19 protein-coding genes and 1 pseudogene are annotated in these 19,555 nt (G+C 66.6%); 12 read left to right on the top strand and 8 right to left on the bottom strand.

All coding sequences use genetic code 11. From position 1 onward, the window contains the following. Nucleotides 1-6: 6 nt before the first annotated feature. Both VI08_RS15790 and VI08_RS15785 read right to left on the bottom strand, forming a co-directional pair. Nucleotides 7-270, bottom strand: coding sequence for a hypothetical protein (locus VI08_RS15790; RefSeq protein WP_045830570.1), 264 nt, complete (start codon nucleotides 268-270; stop codon nucleotides 7-9). Continuing rightward, nucleotides 267-1,430 (bottom strand): flagellar hook-length control protein FliK, encoded by a 1,164-nt coding sequence (locus VI08_RS15785; RefSeq protein ID WP_045830626.1) that lies wholly within the window; start codon nucleotides 1,428-1,430, stop codon nucleotides 267-269. Before VI08_RS15785 ends, VI08_RS15790 begins: the two co-directional genes overlap by 4 nt. A 116-nt stretch (nucleotides 1,431-1,546) precedes the next feature. Here VI08_RS15785 and tgt point away from each other — a divergent pair, with 116 nt between their 5' ends. From tgt to secF, 4 genes are all read left to right on the top strand, one after another. Then, complete coding sequence (gene tgt / locus VI08_RS15780; RefSeq protein ID WP_045830569.1) at nucleotides 1,547-2,677, top strand: tRNA guanosine(34) transglycosylase Tgt; 1,131 nt, start codon at nucleotides 1,547-1,549, stop codon at nucleotides 2,675-2,677. 146 nt (nucleotides 2,678-2,823) lie between these two features. Continuing rightward, entirely contained in the window at nucleotides 2,824-3,165 is a 342-nt protein-coding gene (gene yajC / locus VI08_RS15775; RefSeq protein ID WP_045830568.1) for a preprotein translocase subunit YajC, read from the top strand. 29 nt (nucleotides 3,166-3,194) lie between these two features. Continuing rightward, nucleotides 3,195-5,069 carry a protein translocase subunit SecD gene (gene secD / locus VI08_RS15770; RefSeq protein ID WP_045830567.1) on the top strand — a complete coding sequence of 625 codons (1,875 nt, stop codon included), beginning with the start codon at nucleotides 3,195-3,197 and terminating at the stop codon, nucleotides 5,067-5,069. 13 nt (nucleotides 5,070-5,082) lie between these two features. Then, entirely contained in the window at nucleotides 5,083-6,057 is a 975-nt protein-coding gene (gene secF, locus VI08_RS15765) for a protein translocase subunit SecF (protein ID WP_045830566.1), read from the top strand. 77 nt (nucleotides 6,058-6,134) lie between these two features. Here secF and VI08_RS15760 read toward each other — a convergent pair whose 3' ends face one another. After that, nucleotides 6,135-6,377, bottom strand: a complete 243-nt coding sequence (locus tag VI08_RS15760) for a hypothetical protein (RefSeq protein WP_045830565.1) — start codon at nucleotides 6,375-6,377, stop codon at nucleotides 6,135-6,137. 200 nt (nucleotides 6,378-6,577) lie between these two features. Between VI08_RS15760 and VI08_RS15755 the strand changes: the two genes are divergently transcribed. Next, entirely contained in the window at nucleotides 6,578-6,853 is a 276-nt protein-coding gene (locus VI08_RS15755) for a hypothetical protein (RefSeq protein ID WP_045830564.1), read from the top strand. Here VI08_RS15755 and VI08_RS15750 read toward each other — a convergent pair. Then, nucleotides 6,850-7,218, bottom strand: a complete 369-nt coding sequence (locus tag VI08_RS15750; RefSeq protein WP_045830563.1) for a response regulator — start codon at nucleotides 7,216-7,218, stop codon at nucleotides 6,850-6,852. The two genes, VI08_RS15755 and VI08_RS15750, sit on opposite strands and share 4 nt — an antisense overlap. A 146-nt stretch (nucleotides 7,219-7,364) precedes the next feature. Between VI08_RS15750 and VI08_RS15745 the strand changes: the two genes are divergently transcribed. From VI08_RS15745 to VI08_RS15730, 4 genes and pseudogenes are all read left to right on the top strand, one after another. Continuing rightward, nucleotides 7,365-8,678, top strand: coding sequence for a two-component system sensor histidine kinase NtrB (locus VI08_RS15745; protein ID WP_045830562.1), 1,314 nt, complete (start codon nucleotides 7,365-7,367; stop codon nucleotides 8,676-8,678). 81 nt (nucleotides 8,679-8,759) lie between these two features. Beyond that, the gene (motA, locus tag VI08_RS15740; protein ID WP_045830561.1) at nucleotides 8,760-9,614 is read left to right on the top strand and encodes a flagellar motor stator protein MotA; all 855 of its coding nucleotides are present in this window, start codon (nucleotides 8,760-8,762) and stop codon (nucleotides 9,612-9,614) included. Between the two features lie 6 nt (nucleotides 9,615-9,620). Then, a pseudogene (gene motB, locus VI08_RS15735) lies at nucleotides 9,621-10,484 on the top strand (flagellar motor protein MotB); the annotation flags it as partial. Between the two features lie 183 nt (nucleotides 10,485-10,667). Continuing rightward, nucleotides 10,668-10,895 (top strand): hypothetical protein, encoded by a 228-nt coding sequence (locus VI08_RS15730; RefSeq protein ID WP_045830560.1) that lies wholly within the window; start codon nucleotides 10,668-10,670, stop codon nucleotides 10,893-10,895. A gap of 94 nt (nucleotides 10,896-10,989) precedes the next feature. On the opposite strand, the gene murU is transcribed toward VI08_RS15730, so the two are convergent. Beyond that, nucleotides 10,990-11,667 (bottom strand): N-acetylmuramate alpha-1-phosphate uridylyltransferase MurU, encoded by a 678-nt coding sequence (gene murU / locus VI08_RS15725; protein WP_045830559.1) that lies wholly within the window; start codon nucleotides 11,665-11,667, stop codon nucleotides 10,990-10,992. Next, nucleotides 11,664-12,677, bottom strand: coding sequence for an aminoglycoside phosphotransferase family protein (locus tag VI08_RS15720; protein ID WP_045830558.1), 1,014 nt, complete (start codon nucleotides 12,675-12,677; stop codon nucleotides 11,664-11,666). Before VI08_RS15720 ends, murU begins: the two co-directional genes overlap by 4 nt. Before the next feature lie 135 nt (nucleotides 12,678-12,812). On the opposite strand from VI08_RS15720, the gene VI08_RS15715 reads away from it, so the two are divergent. From VI08_RS15715 to VI08_RS15705, 3 genes are read left to right on the top strand one after another with little or no spacing between them, the layout of a single operon-like run. Beyond that, nucleotides 12,813-14,390, top strand: a complete 1,578-nt coding sequence (locus VI08_RS15715) for a flavin monoamine oxidase family protein (RefSeq protein ID WP_045830557.1) — start codon at nucleotides 12,813-12,815, stop codon at nucleotides 14,388-14,390. Further along, complete coding sequence (locus tag VI08_RS15710) at nucleotides 14,387-14,803, top strand: c-type cytochrome (RefSeq protein ID WP_045830556.1); 417 nt, start codon at nucleotides 14,387-14,389, stop codon at nucleotides 14,801-14,803. The genes VI08_RS15715 and VI08_RS15710 overlap by 4 nt, the downstream gene beginning before the upstream one ends. Then, nucleotides 14,800-15,303, top strand: coding sequence for a RidA family protein (locus tag VI08_RS15705; protein ID WP_084621561.1), 504 nt, complete (start codon nucleotides 14,800-14,802; stop codon nucleotides 15,301-15,303). Before VI08_RS15710 ends, VI08_RS15705 begins: the two co-directional genes overlap by 4 nt. 414 nt (nucleotides 15,304-15,717) lie before the next feature. Here VI08_RS15705 and VI08_RS22400 read toward each other — a convergent pair whose 3' ends face one another. Both VI08_RS22400 and VI08_RS15700 read right to left on the bottom strand, forming a co-directional pair. Further along, on the bottom strand, nucleotides 15,718-15,849 hold the full coding sequence (locus VI08_RS22400; protein WP_269745849.1) for a hypothetical protein: 132 nt from the start codon (nucleotides 15,847-15,849) through the stop codon (nucleotides 15,718-15,720). Nucleotides 15,850-16,389: 540 nt separating this feature from the next. Beyond that, on the bottom strand, nucleotides 16,390-19,410 hold the full coding sequence (locus VI08_RS15700) for a TonB-dependent receptor (protein WP_045830555.1): 3,021 nt from the start codon (nucleotides 19,408-19,410) through the stop codon (nucleotides 16,390-16,392). Between the last annotated feature and the right edge of the window lie 145 nt (nucleotides 19,411-19,555).

Genomic DNA, 19,555 nt, shown 5'->3' with positions numbered 1-19,555 from the left:
GAACCCCTAATCGTGCGACGCCTCAAGCAACGTCCCCACCACGGCCGCCAGCGCGGCGTAAAGCTCCGCCGGCACATCCTCGCGCAGGCGCACCGCCGCCAGTAGCGTCGCGATCTGCGGATCCAGCTGGGGCGCCAGGCCAAGCGACTGCGCACGCTCGAGCAGGGCCTTCACCCCATCAGCGTCGATGCGCTGCGTGTTGCCGTTGCTGGTGGGCGTGGCCAGCCGCAGCGTGACGCTGCGGCGCGGGGAGGGTAGCGACTGACTCATGCGCGCGCTTCGAGCAGGACGGCGCTATACGCGCTGGTCGGCACGGGCAGGCCATGCATGCACGCGAAATGGTCGAGCTGCAGGTTGCTCTTCTCGAGCACCCGGCGCAGCGTCGTGAACGCGTTCTCGAGGCGGCCCACCGTTTCGGGGTACTGCGCCCACAGGCGCACCGACACGCGCAGCCCGCGCAGCTGGATCTCGCCCTGCACCGCGCCGAGCGTCGGCGGGTCGATGGCGAAGCCCACGGTCCACGTGCCCTCGGGTTCGCCCGGTGACGGTTTGCCTTCTTCGATGCGCAGCTGCAGCACGTCGTAGCCGCGCACGCCGGCCAGCGGGATCTCGACCATCCACAAGCCGGCCTGCGGCTGCGATTCGAGCTGGGTGATCTCCACGCGGGCGAGCGCTGCGCGCACGTCGGTACGCAGGTGCGAGACCAGGCCGTCGGCGTTGGTTTCGTCCGCCAGCAGCTCGGCCGCGCGCGGCTGCGCCACCAGCGCGCGCTGGGCAAGCGGCGGCGGGGTATCGGTGAACGGGCGGGACGGCGCCTGGATCATCGCCTGGCGGGTCTGCGGTATATCGGCCAGCGTGCGGCGCAGCGCCAGCAGCGCCGCCTTGAAGTCGTCGTTCGCCGGTGCCGGGTCGTGCGGGGCGGCAAGGTGGGCTTCGAGGAACGCACCGCTCTTGGCGATGGCCTGCTTCATGCCCTCGGGCGTGCCGAGCTCGGCGGGCTTGCTGATCGAGGCCTCGAGCGTGGCCAGCGCGGTGCGCAGCGGTTCCGGCAGCACCCGCGCCACCGGGCGGCGGGCGAGGGCGGAGAGCACGCTGAGTAGCTGCGAGTAGCCGTTCTGCTGGGGCAGGCGCTCGCGCAGGCCCTGCATGGCCACGCGCTCGTCAGTGTTCCCCGCCACGACTTCCAGCTGCGGCTGGGCGCCCTGGGTCATCACGCGCACCTGGAACTGCTGCGGCAACGGCGTACCCGCCGCGTCGGCCTCGACGGCCATGCCGCCGATGTCGAGGAGCACCTTGCCCACGTCCGTCTGGCCCAGCACGCGGGCGGCCAGCAGCGTGCCCACCGCCCAGGACTGGGCGGCGGCGGCCGTGGTACCCGCGGCCGCGCCGGCCCAGAGCTGGGCGGCGAGGCTGGTTGGCTGGATGATCAAGGGCAGGTCCTCCGAGGGCCTGGGCCCGCCCCGCATGGGCGAGCTCCTGTTGGGCGTAAGAATCGGCTGAGACGGGGAAAGCTTTAGAAGCGGCTCCCCGGCTAAACTAAGCGGCTATGAGTACTCTCCCCTTCGAACTCCTCGCCACCGACGGCGCGGCGCGGCGCGGCCGCCTGCGCTTCGGCCGTGGCACTGTCGAGACCCCGGCCTTCATGCCCGTGGGCACCTATGGCTCGGTCAAGGCCATGACCCCGCGCGATGTCCGCGATACCGGGGCCGAGATCATCCTCGGCAACACGTTCCACCTGTTCCTGCGCCCCGGCCTCGATATCGTCGGGGCCTTTGGTGGCCTGCATAAGTTCATCGGCTGGGACCGGCCCATCCTCACCGACTCGGGCGGTTTCCAGGTGTTCTCGCTGGCGCACAAGCGCAAGATCACCGAGGAGGGTGTCACCTTCGCCTCGCCCGTCGATGGCTCGAAGGTATTCCTCTCCCCCGAGGTCTCCATGCAGATCCAGACGGTGCTGGATTCCGACGTGGCCATGATCTTCGACGAGTGCACGCCGTACCCGGCCACCGAGAAGGTGGCCTCCGATTCGATGGAACTCAGCCTGCGCTGGGCCGAACGCTCGCGCCGGGCCTTCGACGACCTGAAAAACCCCAACAACCTGTTCGGTATCGTCCAGGGCAGCACCTTTGAGAACCTGCGCCGCCGTTCGGCCGCGCAGCTGATCGACATCGGCTTCGACGGCTATGCGGTGGGCGGCCTGGCCGTGGGCGAACCCGAAGCCGAGCGCAACCACACGCTCGATTTCACGCTGCCCCTGCTGCCGCCCGACCGCCCGCGCTACCTCATGGGCGTGGGCCGCCCCGAGGACATCGTGGAGGCCGTGCGCCGGGGCATCGACATGTTCGATTGCGTCATGCCCACCCGCAACGCCCGCAACGGCTTCCTGTTCACGGCCGAGGGCACCTTGCGCATCCGCAACGCGAAGTTCGCCACCGATACCCGCGTGATCGAAGAGGGTTGCGACTGCTACGCCTGCGCCAACGGCTTCAGCCGGGCCTACCTGCGCCACCTCGACCGCTGCAACGAGATCCTGGGCAGCCAGCTGGCCACGATGCACAACCTCCGCCACTACCAGCGCCTGATGGCCGGCCTGCGCGGCGCGATCGAGGCGGGGACCCTCGACGACTTCGTGGCCGCCTTCTACGAAGCGCGTGAGAAAGGGAAGCGTGAAGCGTGAAGCGGGGCGGGGCGGGTGCTTTTACGCTTCACCCTTGGCTGTTTCACGCTTCGCCCCCAAGCTTCTGATCGGCGTGGCATAATCCACGATCTTTTTACGCGAATGGCCGCTTTTCCTTGGCCGTTCCATGACTTGCGAGAAACCTGATGAGCACTCTCCCGTTCGCCGCCCTTGCACAGGCCGCCCCGGCCGCCGCCCCCCAGCAGGGTGCCCTCGGTTTTTCGCCGCTCATCATGATGGCGGTGCTGTTCGCCATCTTCTATTTCATGATGATCCGTCCGCAGATGAAGCGCCAGAAAGAGCACCGCGCCCTGCTGGCCGGCCTCGCCAAGGGCGATGAAGTGGTCATGAGCGGTGGCCTCGCCGGCCGCGTCGAGGAAGTGGGCGATGCCTTCGTCAAGGTCGAGATCGCCCCGGGCGTGGTCGTCCAGATGCAGAAGGGTGCCGTCACCCAGGTGCTGCCCAAGGGCAGCCTCAAGAAGAACTGAGCCAAACCTCAGACCCACGGAATCAAGGCATGAGTGATTTTCCACGCTGGAAGTACGCGCTGGTCGTTGTCGTGTTGCTGGTCGGCCTCGTCTATGCGCTGCCGAACGTCTTCCCGCCGCAGCCGGCGGTGCAGATCTCGGGCAACCGCGGCGCCGCCGTCGATGCAACGCTGAAGGCCAAGGTCGATACCCTCCTGGCCACCGCCAAGGTGCCGGCCAAGAGCATCGACGTCAATGAAAAGGATGGCCGCCTGCTCGCGCGTTTCAATGACGCCGACCAGCAGGCCCATGCCTCCGACGCGCTGCGCGTCGGGCTTGGCGATAACTACACGGTGGCGCTGAACCAGGCCTCCACCGTGCCGGCGTGGCTGCGTGGCATCAATGCCAACTCCATGCCGCTCGGCCTCGACCTGCAGGGCGGCGTGCACTTCCTCATGGAAGTGGACCAGAACGCCGTCGTCGACGCACAGGAAACGCGCTACACCGACGACATCCGTTCGCTGCTGCACGACAAGGGCGTGGCGTTCGACGCGGTGAACCGCAACGCGCGCGGGCAGGGCGTGGGCGTGGTGCTGCGCACCGATGCCGACCGGCAGAAGGCCGCGTCGCTCATCGGCGCCGACTACCCGGACCTCACGGTGGCGGACGGCACGGCCACGGGCAACCGCTTCATCCTCAATGCCACCATCAAGCCCACCAAGCTGCGCGAACTGTCGCAGGGCATGATCACGCAGAACCTCAGCACGCTGCGCCAGCGCGTCAACGCGCTGGGCGTGTCCGAGCCGCTGATCCAGCAGCAGGGTGCCAACCAGATCGTGGTGGAGCTCGCCGGCGTGCAGGATACGGCCGAGGCCAAGAAGATCATCGGTGCCGTCGCCACGCTGCAGTACCGCGCCGGCCTCTACACGCCGCAACAGGCCATGGACGCCGCCCGTTCGGGCAGCGTGCCGCCCGATGCCAAGCTGTACTTCGGCCGCGATGGCCGGCCGTACCTGCTCAGCAAGAAGGTCATCGCCAGCGGCGACGAACTCGTCAGCGCCACCTCGGGCCGCGACCAGCAGAACGGCACGCCCAACGTCAGCGTCACGCTGAACTCGGCGGGCGCGCGCAAGATGCAGGAGTTCACCAACGATAACGTCGGCAAGCCGATGGCGGTGCTCTACATCACGCGCACGACCGAGACCAAGATCGTCGACGGCAAGGAAGTGAAGACGCCGAAGACCACCGAAGAGGTCATCAACTACGCCAACATCAGCGGTCCGTTCGGCAAGACCTTCTCCACCAACGGCCTGCCGTCGGATTCGGAAGCCTCCGAGCTGGCCCTGCTGCTGCGCGGTGGTTCGCTGGCGGTGCCCATCGATATCGTCGGTGAAAGCGTCATCGGCCCGAGCCTGGGCGCCGACAACATCGACAAGGGCTTCAAGGCGGTGATGCTGGGCCTCGGCCTGGTGCTGCTTGCCGCGGCCATCTACTACAAGCTCTTCGGCCTGGTGGCCGATATCGCGCTGTTCTTCAACCTCGTGCTGCTCGTCGCCGTCATGTCGGCCATCGGCGTCACCCTCACCATGCCAGGCATCGCCGGTATCGTGCTGACGCTGGGCATGGCCATCGACGCCAACGTGCTCATCTGCGAACGCATCCGCGAGGAACTGCGCAACGGCTCGTCGCCGCACGCCGCCATCCGCACGGGTTACGACAAGGCGTGGGCCACCATCCTCGACGCCAACGTCACCCACCTGCTGGCCGCGCTTGGCCTCATGACCATGGGTTCGGGCCCGATCAAGGGCTTCGGCGTCACGCTGTTCATCGGTATCCTCACGTCGATGTTCACGTCGGTGACGCTCACGCATGCCATCACCGCGCTGATCCACGGCGGCCGCAAGCTCAAGACCCTGTCGGTCTGAAGGGGGGAACGCCATGGAAATCTTCAACCACAACGCCAACTTCAACTTCCTCGGCCTGCGCCGGTTCAGTATCGGCCTCGCCGTCCTGCTCATGCTGGCCTCCATCGGCCTGATCGTCACCAAGGGCTTCAACTACGGCCAGGACTTCCTGGGCGGCGTGTCGGTCTCGGTGGCCTTCCAGAACCCGGTCGATACCAACGAGGTGCGCGACGCGCTCGAGAAGCACGGCATCGCCGAGCCGCTGGTGCAGGCCGTCGGCGGCACCCGCGAGGTGGCCGTGCGCCTGCTGCCCAAGGATGACGCGAAAGACCCGGGCGCCGCCGCCGCGCCCAAGGGCGACGAGGCCGCCGCGCGCATCGCCAAGGATGTCGTCGCCGCCATCCAGGTCACCCGCCCCGATGCGTCCATGAAGGAATACTCCTTCGTCGGCCCGCAGGTGGGCGAGGAGCTGCGCTCGGACGGCATCTACGCCGTCATCTTCGTCATCGTCGGCATCATGGGTTACCTGTGGATCCGCTTCGAGAAGCGCTTCGCCATCGCGGCGCTCGCCACCGAAGTCCACGACGTGCTGGTCACCCTGGGCATCTTCGCCATCACCCAGCGCCAGTTCGACCTGACGGTGCTGGCCTCGGTCCTCGCCGTGGTGGGCTATTCCATCAACGACAAGGTGGTGGTGTTCGACCGCGTCCGCGAGCTGTTCCGCTCCAGCCGCAACGCCACCCCCGAGGAAGTGTTGAACCGCTCCATCAACAGCACGCTGTCGCGAACCATCATCACCTCGCTGTTCACGGGCATCACCATGGCCGCCCTGTTCTTCATCGGTGGCCCGGTGGTGCATGGCTTCGCCATCACCATGCTCATCGGCATCGTGGTGGGTACGCTGTCCTCGATCTTCGTGGCCAGCCCCATCCTGCTGTGGCTGGGTGTGTCCAAGCAGGACCTGATGCCCCGCGCCAAGGAAGACCCGGAGCTGGCGCGCCGCCCCTGAGGGCGTCGCCGCCGGCCCATGAAAAAACCCGCCTCACGGCGGGTTTTTTTTCGTCCATGAACGTCCCGGCCGTGGGATCAGAAATCTTCACTGTCCTCGATGGCACCCTCGGCGTCGTTCGCAAGCGAGACGACGACGTAGGCCGAGCCCACGAGCGAGCAGCAGAGCCACGCGTAGACCATCTGGATCGCCGTGTGGGGGATGGCGGCCGCGACGCGCGGTGCCAGTGCCAGGCCAACGATGCCTGCCACGCCCAAAACGGTAGCCATGGTCCACGCGAGGCGCCGAGGCGGCGTCGCGGTGGTGATGACGTTCAACATGATCTTGCCCCTGTACCCCTGTGTCGCGGTCTTCGTGAAAAGTATGTGAGGCCGCTTGGTTGTAGGAAATACCCTACAAGATTCTGCGGGGCAAGTGCCTCTTTGCTGAACGGGTTCCTTGCCTTTTCAGACCAAGCATGCAAGACGATCCACAAGCCCCGGGGTACGCTAAGATTTCCCGCCCAACCAGGCCCACGCCCATGGCAGAACGCGAGTTCCCCCACTTCACCCTGCGCAGCGGTGCCACCCGCGAGGGCTCCCGGTTCACGGCCTTGCTGTCGTCGCACCCGGCCGGGGGCGGGTACCCCACCTACTTCGCCGTTTACGAGAACCGCAGCTTCCGCGACGAGGCCAGCGCGGCCGCGGCCGCCGAGAAGGCGCTGGGCCTCGTCATGGGCGTGGAGGACGACGGCGCCCCCGTGTTCGCCGAGGGCGAGACGGGGTTCGACGACGAGCCGGCCAGCGAAGCCGGCTAGGCCGCCAGGGCGTCGCCCACGGCCTGCAGCAGCGAGCGGCGGTCGTAGGGCTTGGCGAGGAAGGGCGCCAGGTCGCCCAGCCTGTCGCAGGCATGCAGCGCGTCGCCGGATACCACGACGCAGCGCACGGGGTTGCCCGCGCGATGCAGCTCCCGCACAAGGTCGATGCCATCCATCTTGCCGGGCATGTTCACGTCCGTGAGCACCAGGCCCACCTCCGGGTGGCCCGAGAGCACGAGCAGGGCTTCGTCGGCATTCATCGCCGTCAGCACGGTGTACCCCGCCGTCTCCAGCACGAAGCTCGTGATGTCGAGGACGTTGCGATCATCCTCAACCACGAGGACGGGTGCGATGGCTGGGGTCACGGGCGGATCCGTCGTTGCACACGCTTTCACTGTAGGCCGGGGCCCCGTCGCGGCGGCGTGACAGTTCCGCCTTGACAGACGGCGCCCGCGCGGCGCGTCATAAGGGGGTCCGAGGGGCGTCAGACAAGGCCAGGGGCGCGGTGGCGATGAGTGAAGGGGAAGGGCGGTACCGACAATTCGTCGAGGCCTCCGCCGACTGCATGAAGGAGCTGGACCGCGACGGCGTCATCCGTTTCGTGGCCGGCCTGGGGTGCATGTCGCTGGCGCCCGGCGGTGGCGAGCAGCTCATCGGCACGAGGTGGCTCGACGTGTGGCCGCCCGAGGCCCGGGACATGGTCGCCCGCGTGCTCGAGCGCGCCCGCGCCGGCGAGCGCGTCGATTTCGTCGGCCCCCGTCGCACCGCGGCAGGCACGTCGCGCTGGTGGGAGGTCATGGTCGCCCCGGTCGTGGCCAACGACGCCATCGACCATTTCATCGTCATCAGCCGCGACGTGACCGAGCGCGTCGAGCTGCAGGCCGCCCTCGAGTCGATCAACGAGCTGCTCCAGGAGCGCCTCAACGAATCGGTGGCACGCTCGGCCAGCGCCAGCACGCAGTACGGCACCCTCATGGAGCGCTTCGAGGGCGAGCACTTCGCCCGCCGCGACGCCGAGAGCCGCCTGGCTGGCGTCAGCGAGCAGCTGGAAATGGCCGGCCGTGCCCGCGACCTGGCCGAGGCGGCGGCCCACCAGGCGCAGAAGCAGCAGGCCATCGGCCAGCTGGTGAGCGGCATCGCCCACGATTTCAACAACATGCTGCAGACCGTCATCGTCAGCCTCTCGGGCCTGCAGGACGAGGCCGACGAGCTCAGCCCCCAGCAGCGCCGCATGCTCACCTACGCGGTGGAGGGCGCGCGGCATGCCACGGCGCTCACCCGGCGGCTGCTGGCGTTCGCCCGCAACCAGCCCACGCGGCCGGAGCCGATCGACCTGGGCGACCTGGTCGAGAACTTCGCCGATTTCGCCCGGCACGGCATGGGCGGCCGCGTCGGCATCGACGTGCTGCGCCAGCCCGGGCCGTTGCCCATATGGATCGACCGCCACGGCCTGGAGCAGGCCCTGATGAATGTGTGCCTCAATGCCCGCGATGCCATGGCCGGCATGGGCACGCTCACCATCCAGGTCGGCGACCGGCTGCTCGAGGCGCACGCCGCCGAGAGCCTGCGCGAGCACCCGCCCGCCCGCCAGGTCTTCGTGTGTATCGCCGATACCGGCGGCGGCATGTCGGAGGAGGTGCGCCAGCGCCTGTTCGAGCCGTACTTCACGACGAAGGAGGGTGGCTCCGGCCTGGGCCTGGCCCAGGTCTACGGCACCGTGGCCCAGGCCGGTGGTGGCGTGGAGATCGAGAGCGATGCCGGAATCGGTACGCGTATTCGGCTGGTTTTCCCAAGGTACGCCGGAGCGCTCTACAGCGCGGTTTAAACCGTGTAGAAAACGTGACGACACCCCTCAACTTCGCGCCCCATCGGCCGATAAGGAACCCGACTGGGAGGAAGTGAAGTCATGCTCGTCATTATTGGTTCAATCATCGTCCTGGTCTCGGTGCTGGGCGGCTACGTCCTCTCACACGGCACCATCGGCGCGCTGTGGCAGCCCTATGAGCTGCTGATCATCTTTGGCGCGGCCATGGGCGCGTTCATCAGCGCGAACTCGATGGAGATCGTGAAGGGCTCCGCGCGCGACATGCTCGCCCTGTTCAAGGGCCCGAAGTACAAGAAGCAGGATTACGTCGACCTGCTGTCCCTGCTCTATGACATCTTCACCAAGATGCGCAAGGACGGCCAGCTGGCCATGGAAGAGCACATCGAGAACCCCGAGGCCAGCGCCCTGTTCTCGGCCTACCCGCGCCTGGTCGCGGAGCACCACCTCATCGATTTCATCACCGATTGCCTGCGCCTCATCGTGGGCGGCAGCATGGATCCGCACGAGCTCGAGGCCCTGCTCGACGTGGAACTGGAAACCCACCACCACGAGGCGCTCGCGCCGGCGCAGGCCGTGCAGAAGATGGCCGACGCGCTGCCGGGCTTCGGCATCGTGGCCGCGGTGCTGGGCATCGTCATCACCATGAAAAGCATCGACGGCGATGCCGCCGTCATCGGCGAGCACATCGCCGGCGCGCTCGTGGGCACCTTCCTCGGCATCCTGCTGTCGTACGGTTTCATCGGCCCGCTCTCGGCCGCCATGGAGGCCCGTGTCAACGCCGACGGCCGCGCGTTCGAGTGCGTGAAGGTGGGCCTGCTGGCCAACCTGCGCGGCTACAACCCCATGGTCTCGGTGGAGTTCGCCCGCAAGTCGCTCACCTCGTCCAGCCGGCCGTCGTTCCAGGACCTGGAAGGCCACCTCAAGGCGGCCCGGTAAACGACGATGACCGAGCTCAAGCAAGTCATCATCGTCCGCAAGAAGAAGGCCGGCGGCCACGGGCACCATGGCGGTGCCTGGAAGGTCGCGTACGCCGACTTCGTCACGGCGATGATGGCCTTCTTCCTCGTCATGTGGCTCGTAGGTGCCGGCACCAAGCAGCAGCGCGCGGCCATCTCCGAGTACTTCAAGAACCCCAGCATGACCGCCGGGCAGAGCACCATGGCGCCCAGCGGCAAGATGGGCCCGGGTGGCGCCAGCACCAGCATGATCAAGCTCGGCGGCGCGATGGACCTGCCAAAGGGCCCGGGCGACCAGGAGAAGTTCGCCAAGCCGGCCACCGCGCAGGATGCGGAAAAAATGGCCAAGGCGCAGGAGAAGAAACGCCTCGAGCAGCTGATGAAGGACCTGGACAAGGCCATCGCCGACAGCCCGGCCATGGCGCCCTACAAAGACCAGTTGCTGCTCGACATCACCTCCGAAGGCCTGCGCATCCAGATCGTGGACAAGCAGAACCGCCCCATGTTCGACACGGGCAGCGGCGCGCTTAAGGCCTACACGGTGCAGATCCTCCACGAGCTCGCCGGCTTCATCAACCAGGTGCCGAACCAGATCAGCATCTCGGGCCATACCGACAGCGCGCCGTATATCCGCGCCGATAGCCAGTACGGCAACTGGGAGCTCTCCGCCGACCGCGCCAACGCTGCGCGCCGCACGCTTGTCGATGGCGGCATGCTGCCGGCGAAAGTGGCGCGCGTGGTGGGCCTGGCGGCATCCATTCCGTTCGACAAGGCCGACCCGGCCGCGCCGATCAACCGACGCATCAGCATCGTGGTCATGACCCACGATGCCGCGAAAGCCGCCCTGTCCGAAGTGGCCATGGCGGGCACGCCCGAGTAACCGTGTTCCGTTTTCATCGCACGATGTGATCCACCTACGTCATCCGTCCTTCAGCGGTTGGTGCTCGCATCGTGCGATGAATCTCCTTGATGTCACTTGAAACGGTCACGATTGCGGGGCAGTATCAGAGACTCCCAGGGGGGGAGGAACTCAGTGGAAAATCACAGCAAGTTCAGGGTCGTCGCCCGCGCGGTGAAACATCACGATGCCGCGGGTGAGCAGTTCTACCGGTCGAGCTACCGCATCCTCGACCACGTTGGTGACGAGATCGACGCCGGCAACGGCTCCATCGATTTCAGCGACGTCACCAGCGCCTACAACGAAGCCTTCGCGCTGGGCCGCGAGCGGCTCCGCGAGATCGCTTCGGAAACCATCCAGTAAGAGCATCGCCGTAGGAGCCCACATCCGTGGGCGACATCTTTTCGCCTCACCCGGACAAAAGCTGTCGCCCACGGGTGTGGGCTCCTACACGCGATCAGCCCTTCACCTCACCCCGCAACTGCTCCAGCTGCGCCGGGGTGCCCACGTTGCGCCAGAACCCGTCGTAGCGTTCGCCGGCCAGGCGCCCCTGCGCGATGGCGCGGCGGTACATCGGCGCGAGCTTGAAGGCGCCAGGGGCCTCGTTCGCCACGATGCCGGGCCGGTACACGCCCACGTTGCCGAACGTCAGCCGCTCGGCACCCGCGGGCGCGCCGTCGTCGTAAAGCCTGCCATCGCGCAGCGCGAAATCACCCTGCGGATGGAAATCGGGGTTCGGCACCATCACCAGGTGGGCCTCGCCCGCGGGTTCCGCCGGCAGCGCGGCGTAATCGATGTCGCTCCAGATATCCGCACTGACCACGATGAAGGGCTCCGGCCCCAGCAAGGGCAGCGCCTTCAACATGCCGCCGCCGGTCTCCAGCGGGGTGGGGCCCTCGTATGAATAACGGATGCGCACGCCCCAGCGTGCGCCATCGCCCAGCACCTCGGGGAACTGGGCGGCCAGGTGCGAGGTATTGATGACGATGTAGTGCACGCCGGCGGCCACGAGCTTCTCGATGTGGTGCACGATGAGCGGCTTGCCATGCACCTCGAGCAGCGGCTTGGGTGTCACGTCGGTGAGCGGCCGCATGCGTTGGCCCAGGCCCGCGGCCAGGATCAGCGCATGCTTCATGCGGCCACCGGCACGCGGATATCGCGGTCGCCGATCTTCGCCACGATGTAGTCGGCGAGCGGTGCCACGTCGGCATGGCGCCGGGCGATACCCAGCACGTAATCGAGTACGCGCGGCATGTCACCGAGGTAGCCCGCCTTGCCATCGCGGTAATACAGGCGGCAGAACAGGCCCAGGATCTTGATGTGCCGCTGCAGGCTCGTCATGTCGAACCAGCCGCGGAAACGGTCGGCATCCACCGTTTCATCCAGCAGGCGGGCGTCGAGCAGGCGCAGGCGGTAGGCCTCCACCCAGCCTTCCACGCGGTCGTTTTCCCACACCACGTAGGCATCACGCAGCAGCGAGGCCAGATCGTACGTGATCGGCCCCGCCATCGCGCCCTGGAAATCGATGATGCCCGGCGATCGTTCTTGCGTGATGAGCAGGTTGCGGCTGTGGTAGTCGCGGTGCATGAAAGCGCGTGGTTGTTCCGCGATGCCATGCAGGATGGCGCTGAAGGCCCCTTCGACGATATCCCACGCTTCGCATGCCACGTCGACGCCGAGGTGCTTCTGCAGGAACCACGTCGGCATGATTTCCATTTCCATGACCTGCCATTCGCGGTTGAAGGCGGGCAGGCCAGTGGTGTCGACGTCTTTCTGCATGCGCAGCAGGGCATCGAGCGCATCGCCATACAACGCGTCGGCCGTCGTCGCGTCCAGTTCGGGCAGGTAGGTGCGCGTGCCGAGGTCTTCGATCAGCAGGAAGCCTTGCGCCAGGTCGGCAACCATCACGGTGGGCGTGTGCAGGCCGGCATCGTGCAGGCGCTTGCCGATCTCCACCCACGGTGCCGGGTTTTCCTTCTCCGGCGGCGAATCCATGATGATCACGGGCTGGCCGTCGACATACCCGCGCCAGTAACTGCGGAAGCTGGCGTCGGCGGAGGCGGGCTCGAGGGCCAGGTCGGCCTGGCCGGTGGCGTGGCGTGCCCAGGCGAGGCGGGCGGCGGCGCGGTCGTCGATAGTCGTCATGCGCGGCAGCTTAACGCACCATGCCGGTGCTATGGCTTAAGACCCGTTGTTGTGCGCTGCAACGTGTGGTTAATTGGAGGCTCGGGGTAGCCAATACGGGGTGTGGCCATGGGGAGTGAAAACCCGGCCGCGTCGATGTCTAGACGCGACCTGTTGCGCATGATTGGCGTCGCCGGAGGGGGCGCGCTGATGTACCAGGCGATGGCGAACCTGGGGTTCGCCGCGGAATCCACCTACCGGCGCCCACCGCCGCTGCAAGGCACGGGCAAGGGCAGCGTGCTCGTGCTCGGCGCGGGGCTCGCCGGCCTTGTCGCCGCCTATGAGCTGGGCAAGGCCGGCTACAAGGTGCAGGTGCTCGAGTACAACACCCGCGCGGGCGGCCGCAACTGGACGCTGCGCGGTGGCGACGAATACACCGAGCTGGGCGGCCACAAACAGACCTGCCAGTTCGACAAGGGGCTGTACTTCAATCCCGGGCCGTGGCGCATCCCCTACCACCACACCGGCGTGCTCGATTACTGCCACCAGTTCGGCGTGCAGCTCGAATCCTTCGTGCAGGTGAACCACAACGCCTACATGCACAGCCCCGACTACGCGGGCGGCAAGCCGATGCGCCAGCGCGAGTTGGTGGCCGACTGGCACGGCGGCATCGCCGAGCTGCTGGCCAAGGCCTCGGGCAAGGGAGCGCTCGACGACATGGCCACGAAGGAGGATCGCGAGATCCTCCTCGAATCGCTGCGCCAGTTCGGCGGCCTCGACAACCAGTTCCGCTACGTCATGGGCAGCGCCAGCAGCGAGCATCGCGGCTACGCGAAAGAGCCGGGCGGCGGCCCCGACGGCAAGCCGGGCTTTTCCAAGCCGGTAGGCATTTCCGAGATCCTCAACTCGCGGCTGTGGAAGCAGCTCGGCATGAGTTCGCTCTACGAATACCAGACCACGCTGATGCAGCCCGTCGGGGGCATGGATGCGATCGGCAAGGCGTTTGTCCGCGAACTCGGCCCCCAGGCCATCACCTACAACAGCAAGGTCACCGCCATCGCCCAGGACGACCACGGGGTGACCGTGACCTACGAGGACACCACCAGGCCCGGGCAGGCGAAGCAGGCGAAGGCCGACTGGTGCGTCTGTACCATCCCGCTCTCGATCCTCAGCCAGATCCCCATCCAGGTCTCCGCCGAAAAGGCCGCGGCGATCTCCGCCGTGCCGTACATGTCATCGGCGAAGGTGGGCCTGCAGTTCAAGCGGCGCTTCTGGGAAACGGACGAGCGCATCTACGGTGGCATCAGCACCACCGACCTGCCCATCGGCATGATTGGCTACCCCACCCACGGCATTGGCTCGGCCAAGGGCGTGCTGCTGGGTGCGTACGCGTTCTTCATGGAAGCCTACGAGTTCACCGCGCTCGACCCGGCCACGCGCGTGGCCAAGGCCGTGGAATACGGCGCGCAGCTGCATCCGCAATACAAGAAGGAATTCGAGAACGGCATCTCGGTGGCATGGCACCGCGTGCCCTCCACGCTGGGGTGTTTCGGCTGGTGGACCGACGAGGCACGCGAGAAGCACTACGCCAACCTGTGCTCGCTCGACGGCCGCATCGTCCTCGCCGGCGAGCACGCGTCGTACCTGCCTGCGTGGCAGGAGGGCGCCATCCTTTCCTCGCTCGCGGCGATCGGCCAGCTGCACCGCAAGGCCGTGGCGGGAGGTAAGGCATGAAACGCGCCGCCGTGTTCGCCATGCTCGTCGTCGCTGCCGGCACGGCCGCCGCGCAAAACAACGACGCCGCTTTCCTCTCGCAGAAAGACGCCGCCCACGTCACGGGCGAACAGCTGTTCACGCATATCTGCCAGGGCTGCCACATGCCCGATGCGAAAGGCGCCGTGGGCGCGGGCCATTACCCCGCGCTGGCGGCGAACGCGAAACTCGCCTCCGCTGCGTATCCGATCGTCATGGTCATGAACGGCCGCGGCGGCATGCCTGCGTTCTCGATGATCCTCAACGACCAGCAGGCCGCCGACGTGGTGAATTACGTCCGCACGCATTTCGGCAACCATTACACCGACGCGGTGACGGCCGAGCAGGTCAAGGCCTTCCGCCCACCCGCACCCAAGCCCGAGGATGCCCGATGAAACCCTTCCGCCCCCTGTTCGCCCTTGCCGCTGCCACCGGCTGCCTGCTGGCCACGCCGGCCTTCGCCGCCGATGTCGTCCGCCACAAGATTCCCAATAGCACGTTCCCCATCTCCGCCGCGGTGGAAATACCGGCCGGCAAGTCGCTGGTGTTCCTCAGCGGCGTGGTGCCGCCGGTGGCCGATACCAGCGCGCCGAAGGATAGCCCGCAGGCCTACGGCGATACGAAGACGCAGACGGTCGGCGTGCTCACGGCGATCGACAAGCAGCTGAAGGGCATGGGCATGTCGATGGGTGACGTGGTGAAGATGCAGGTGTTCCTCGTGGGTGACCCGGCGAAGGGCGGGAAGATGGATTTCGCGGGCTTCATGGCGGGGTATACGCAGTTTTTTGGGACGAAGGAGCAGCCGAATCTGCCGTCGCGTAGTGCGTTCCAGGTGGCGGCTTTGGCTAGTCCTAATTTTCTTATCGAGATCGAGGTGACGGCTGTTCGGCCTTGATGGCTGGGTTGCTTTAGCGGTTCATTCGCTATCGCGAATGCATGTCTTCAGCGGCGTTCGCCGCCTATTGCGTGCGGGGTTGAGGCGAAGAGCCCTTGGTGCCCACCCTCGCTGCTCAGACAGGTCCTCCGCGTTCGATAAGGAAATGCGCCTGCCGGCGCACGACGTTATTTAATTGGCCTACGGCCGCTCTCTTGTGCGGAACTCGCCTCGAGGGTGGGCACCAAGGACTCTTTGCGGCGCGGAGGCAGTTTGGTGGCCGAGCTACGCCTATGCGCGTGAACGACTCGGGGCCTCGCGCACGGGTGGCGGCCTGCAGGGTGCGCGTGCGCGGGGCGATGGGCCGACCGCGACGTACTAGGCATCAGGAGGAGGGTGGTGGGTGATGGGTGTTGCGACTTGGGGCGTCGAGGATTAATGGGCCGAGGCGATGAGCGTGGCGGCCGCGTGGGCCGGGTCGGTCGTCACCATCGCGCCCATCGTCAGCATGCAGGTCAGCACGGCGGCGACGAAGAAGGTCTTAAGCAGGAAGGTTTCGGTTTTCATGGTGGTCTCCTTGGCTTAGCGGGTGGGCGTGTTTGCCCTTTCGCCAGAAGAGTTGCATCGGTCGTGCCAACTGCTAAAAGAGCCCGCAAAGCCCGGTTTCAAGCCATTCTCACCATGACCCGCGAGTTGCGCTTCGCTGTCCGCGGACAACCGGCTGTCCGCGCCGCTTGTCCGGGCGGGCACCCCACGCCGCGGGCGTGGCTCGACCCCATGTCGCCTCCGTGTTGCAAAGAGTCCTTGGTGCCCACCCTCGAGGCGAGTTCCGCACAAGAGAGCGGCCGTAGGCCCGTAGGAGCGCACACCCGTGCGCGAATGGAAAACATGGCGGCGTAGCCGCAACCTTGGACGCGAGGGTGGGCACCAAGGGCTCTTCGCCTCGACCCCCAACCTAATAGGCGGCGAACGCCGCTTAAGACACGCATTCGCGCTAGCGAATGCACCGATAAAAAAACCCGGCTGCACAGCCGGGTCGAGAAGAATCTCGGAATCGGGGAGTTGCGCCACGCGGGTGGGAGGGGGCCCGCGTGGCGCGATTTGCGATTACAGGTCGTAGCGGACCGAGAAGCGGAAATACCGCGGCTGGGTGTACGAATTGGCACGCTTATAAGTAGCTACGGGGACGCCGGCGGCGTTCTCGCCGACTTCGATGACGCTGGTTTCGCGCTGCTGGCTGAAGACATTGAAGATGTCGACGTTGAAACCCAGCTTGTGGTCGGCGAAGGCCGGGCGCCACTCGGTGCCCACGTTCAGCTGCTGCGTCCACGGCAGGCGGCCCCGCGAGCCGCGCGGCGAGAGCTTGCCGTCGCAGTAGAAGTACGACGCGCCGTACTGGATCGGGTCGCCGGGGGCGAGGCCGATGCAGTTCACCGGGCGGCCCGAGGCCACCGACAGGTTCGCGCTGAACAGCCACTCGGGCGTCATCTGGTAGAAGCCGTAGGCCTTCAGCTGGTGCGTGCGGTCGTTCGGTAGCGGGCCGTTGGCACCGACCATGATTTCGGGTGCGTCCCAGTCCTGGGTCACCGACGGGTCGCGCTGGCCGATGTCGGACTTCAGCATGCCCTCGGAGTTGCCGTAGCTGCGCGAGAACACGTAGTCGAACTTCGCGTACCACTTCTCGTTGAACTGCTTCTCGGCGTACAGGTTCAGCGCGTAGTACTTGCGCTTCAGGTCGGGGAAGCCGATGCCGTCGTTGGTGAAGTCGTCCTTCGTCAGGGTCACGTCACGGAACGTGCCGTTGCCGTCCATGTCGACCTGGAACGTGTTGCTCTTGCCCGGGTTGAACAGGTAGCAGCCCGAGATGTTGGCGTTGCTCATGTCCACGCCGTTGCGCTCGCCCCAGTTCTCGAACGGGCGTGAATCGCAGAAGTCGTCGATCGAGCTCTTCAGCTTGCGCAGGGTGGCCTTGGCACCCACCACCCAGTCGTTGCCCAGCTGCTTGTCGAAGCCGAGGATGTATTCGTCCTGGTAGTACGCGTCCATGCCCTTGGCGGCGATGGTGCGCGGGTCGGGGCTGGTGCCGTCGGCACCGTTGGAGGCGTATTCGCTGCCGTTGGGCACGAAGCCGATGGGCATGCCGGTGACCGGGTCGATGCTGTCGAACGTGCCGAACTGGCGGAGGAAGTACGAGCCCGATGCGGCGCGCACGGCTACGTTCGAGGGAATGGCCAGGTGGTAGCGGCCGGCGTTGCCGTAGATCTTCAGCGACGAATCACCGAACACATCCCACGTGAGGCCCAGGCGCGGGGCCAGCTGGTGGCGCTGCTTCACGTAGACGTCGCCGCCGCCGTTGAGGTTCTTGAACTGCTCGTTGCGCAGGCCGATGTACGCGAGCCAGCGGTCGTTGACCTGCCAGCGGTCTTCAATGAACTGCGCTTCCTGCACGGTCTTCACGTTTGATGCCGCGTAGAAGTACACGCGCTGCACGTAACGCGAGGTGCCGGGTTCGAAGAACACATCGGGGTAGCCGGTGATGGTGCCGCTGGCCGGCGTGTTGCCGTAGCTCCAGTAGTAGGCGCCGCCGTTGGGCCGGCCGGAATCCGGGCCCTCGTACGAGTTGCCCGAGAACGATTCCAGCGTCTGGTTATCGACGCCCGCGCGCAGGTCGTGGTCGCCAAGGCGGTATTCGATGTCGAAGCGCCAGCCGTGGGTCTTGTCTTGCGCACCCGGTGCCAGCAGCTGGCCCTGCAGGTAGCAGTTCGGCGGGAACACGGTGGTGCCGTTCTCGTTGAAGTTGCCGGTGATGAGCGGGCACTCGCCGCCGACGGAGTTCACCGTCTGTGTGTGCTGGGTCTTGGTGTGGCCGTACAGCGCGTTGATCGTCAGGTTATCGGTGAGGTAGCCGGTGTACTTGCCGATGTACACATCGCCGCCCGGCGTGGCGCCGGCCGTGCCGTAATTCTTGGTGTACAGCGAGCCACGGTAGGCCCCGCGGTTGCCCGTCGCGTAGCTGTAGCCGGAGATGCGGCTCTCGTCCGTCGTCTTGTCGCTGAAGCCGGTGAGCTCGAGCAGGTGGTTGTCGCTGATGTTCCAGTCGATCTTGGCGAGGTAGCGGTTGGTCTTCGTCGTGTAGTCGGTATCGGTCGCGGCGGCGGTGGAGCCGCGAGTGAAGCCTTCCGTGCGGATGAAGTCGCCGGTGGCGTAGAAGAACAGCTTGTCCTTGATCAGCGGGCCGCTGATGTAGGCGGAGTATTCGGTGCTCCAGCTCTTGTTCTTGTGGCGGTCCTGGTACAGCTGGCCGTTGCGCAGGTAAAGGTTGCGCGGGTCGTCGCGCAGCGCTTCGGGCGTGTAGATGACCTGGCCGCCGGCCTTCCAGGTGTTTCCGCCGCGCTTGGTGATCATGTTCACCACGCCGCCGGTGGAGCGGCCGTACTCGGCGCCGTAGCCGCCGGTGAAGATCTGCTGCTGGTCGATCGCGTCGTAGGGCAGGCTTATCAGGCCCAGGCCGGTCAGGGCGTTGGTTACGGCGTAGCCGTTGACGTAGTACTGGTTCTCCGCCGCCGAGGCACCGCCAAACGAAGCGACGTTGCCATAGCGCGCATCGCCGCCGATGGCGCCGGGCGCGAGCAGCGCGGCCGAGGTGACATCGCGCGCGATGGGCAGCTTCTGCAGCTGCTCCGCCGTGAGCACCGTGCGCGAATCCACCGACGAGACGTCGATCGAGGGCAGGGCGGTGCCGGTCACCTGGATGCCTTCCAGCGTCGCGGCGTTGGCAGCGGTGGCGGCTTCGGTGAGGAACGACACATCCGTGCCCGAGCCGACCTGCACGTTGACGTTCTCGCGCGTGGCGACGGTGGCGCCGTCGCGCTTCACGCTGACGCTGTAGCGGCCCACGGGTAGCGACGATGCGCGGTAGCGGCCGTCGGCATCCACGGTGATGTCGCGGGCCAGGCCGGTATCGACATTTTGCAGGTGGACGACGGTGCCCTGGTCGGCCGAGACGCGGCCGAAGACGACGCCGGAGGCGTTCGACTGCGCGAAGGCGCTGCCCGTGGCGGCGAGGCCGAGCGCCAGTGCGAGCGCGGTGTGGCGCGGCGACAGGCGGGCGGAGTGGTTTTTCGACATACAAAGCCCCTACCGGGCCTTCGAAGGAAGGCCCCTTGGTTGATTTCTGGTTGAGGCGGGCCCTGGGGGAATCCCGCGCGGAGCACCCGTCGAACGGCGTGTCGCGCTACCCCCGCGACGTGCCGCCCTGGAGCGGGCGCCCACC

Source organism: Luteibacter yeojuensis, from assembly GCF_000964085.1.
GTDB lineage: Bacteria > Pseudomonadota > Gammaproteobacteria > Xanthomonadales > Rhodanobacteraceae > Luteibacter > Luteibacter yeojuensis_A.
The sequence above is the reverse complement of the archived record's forward strand: the minus strand, read 5'-3'. Positions and strand labels throughout refer to the sequence as shown.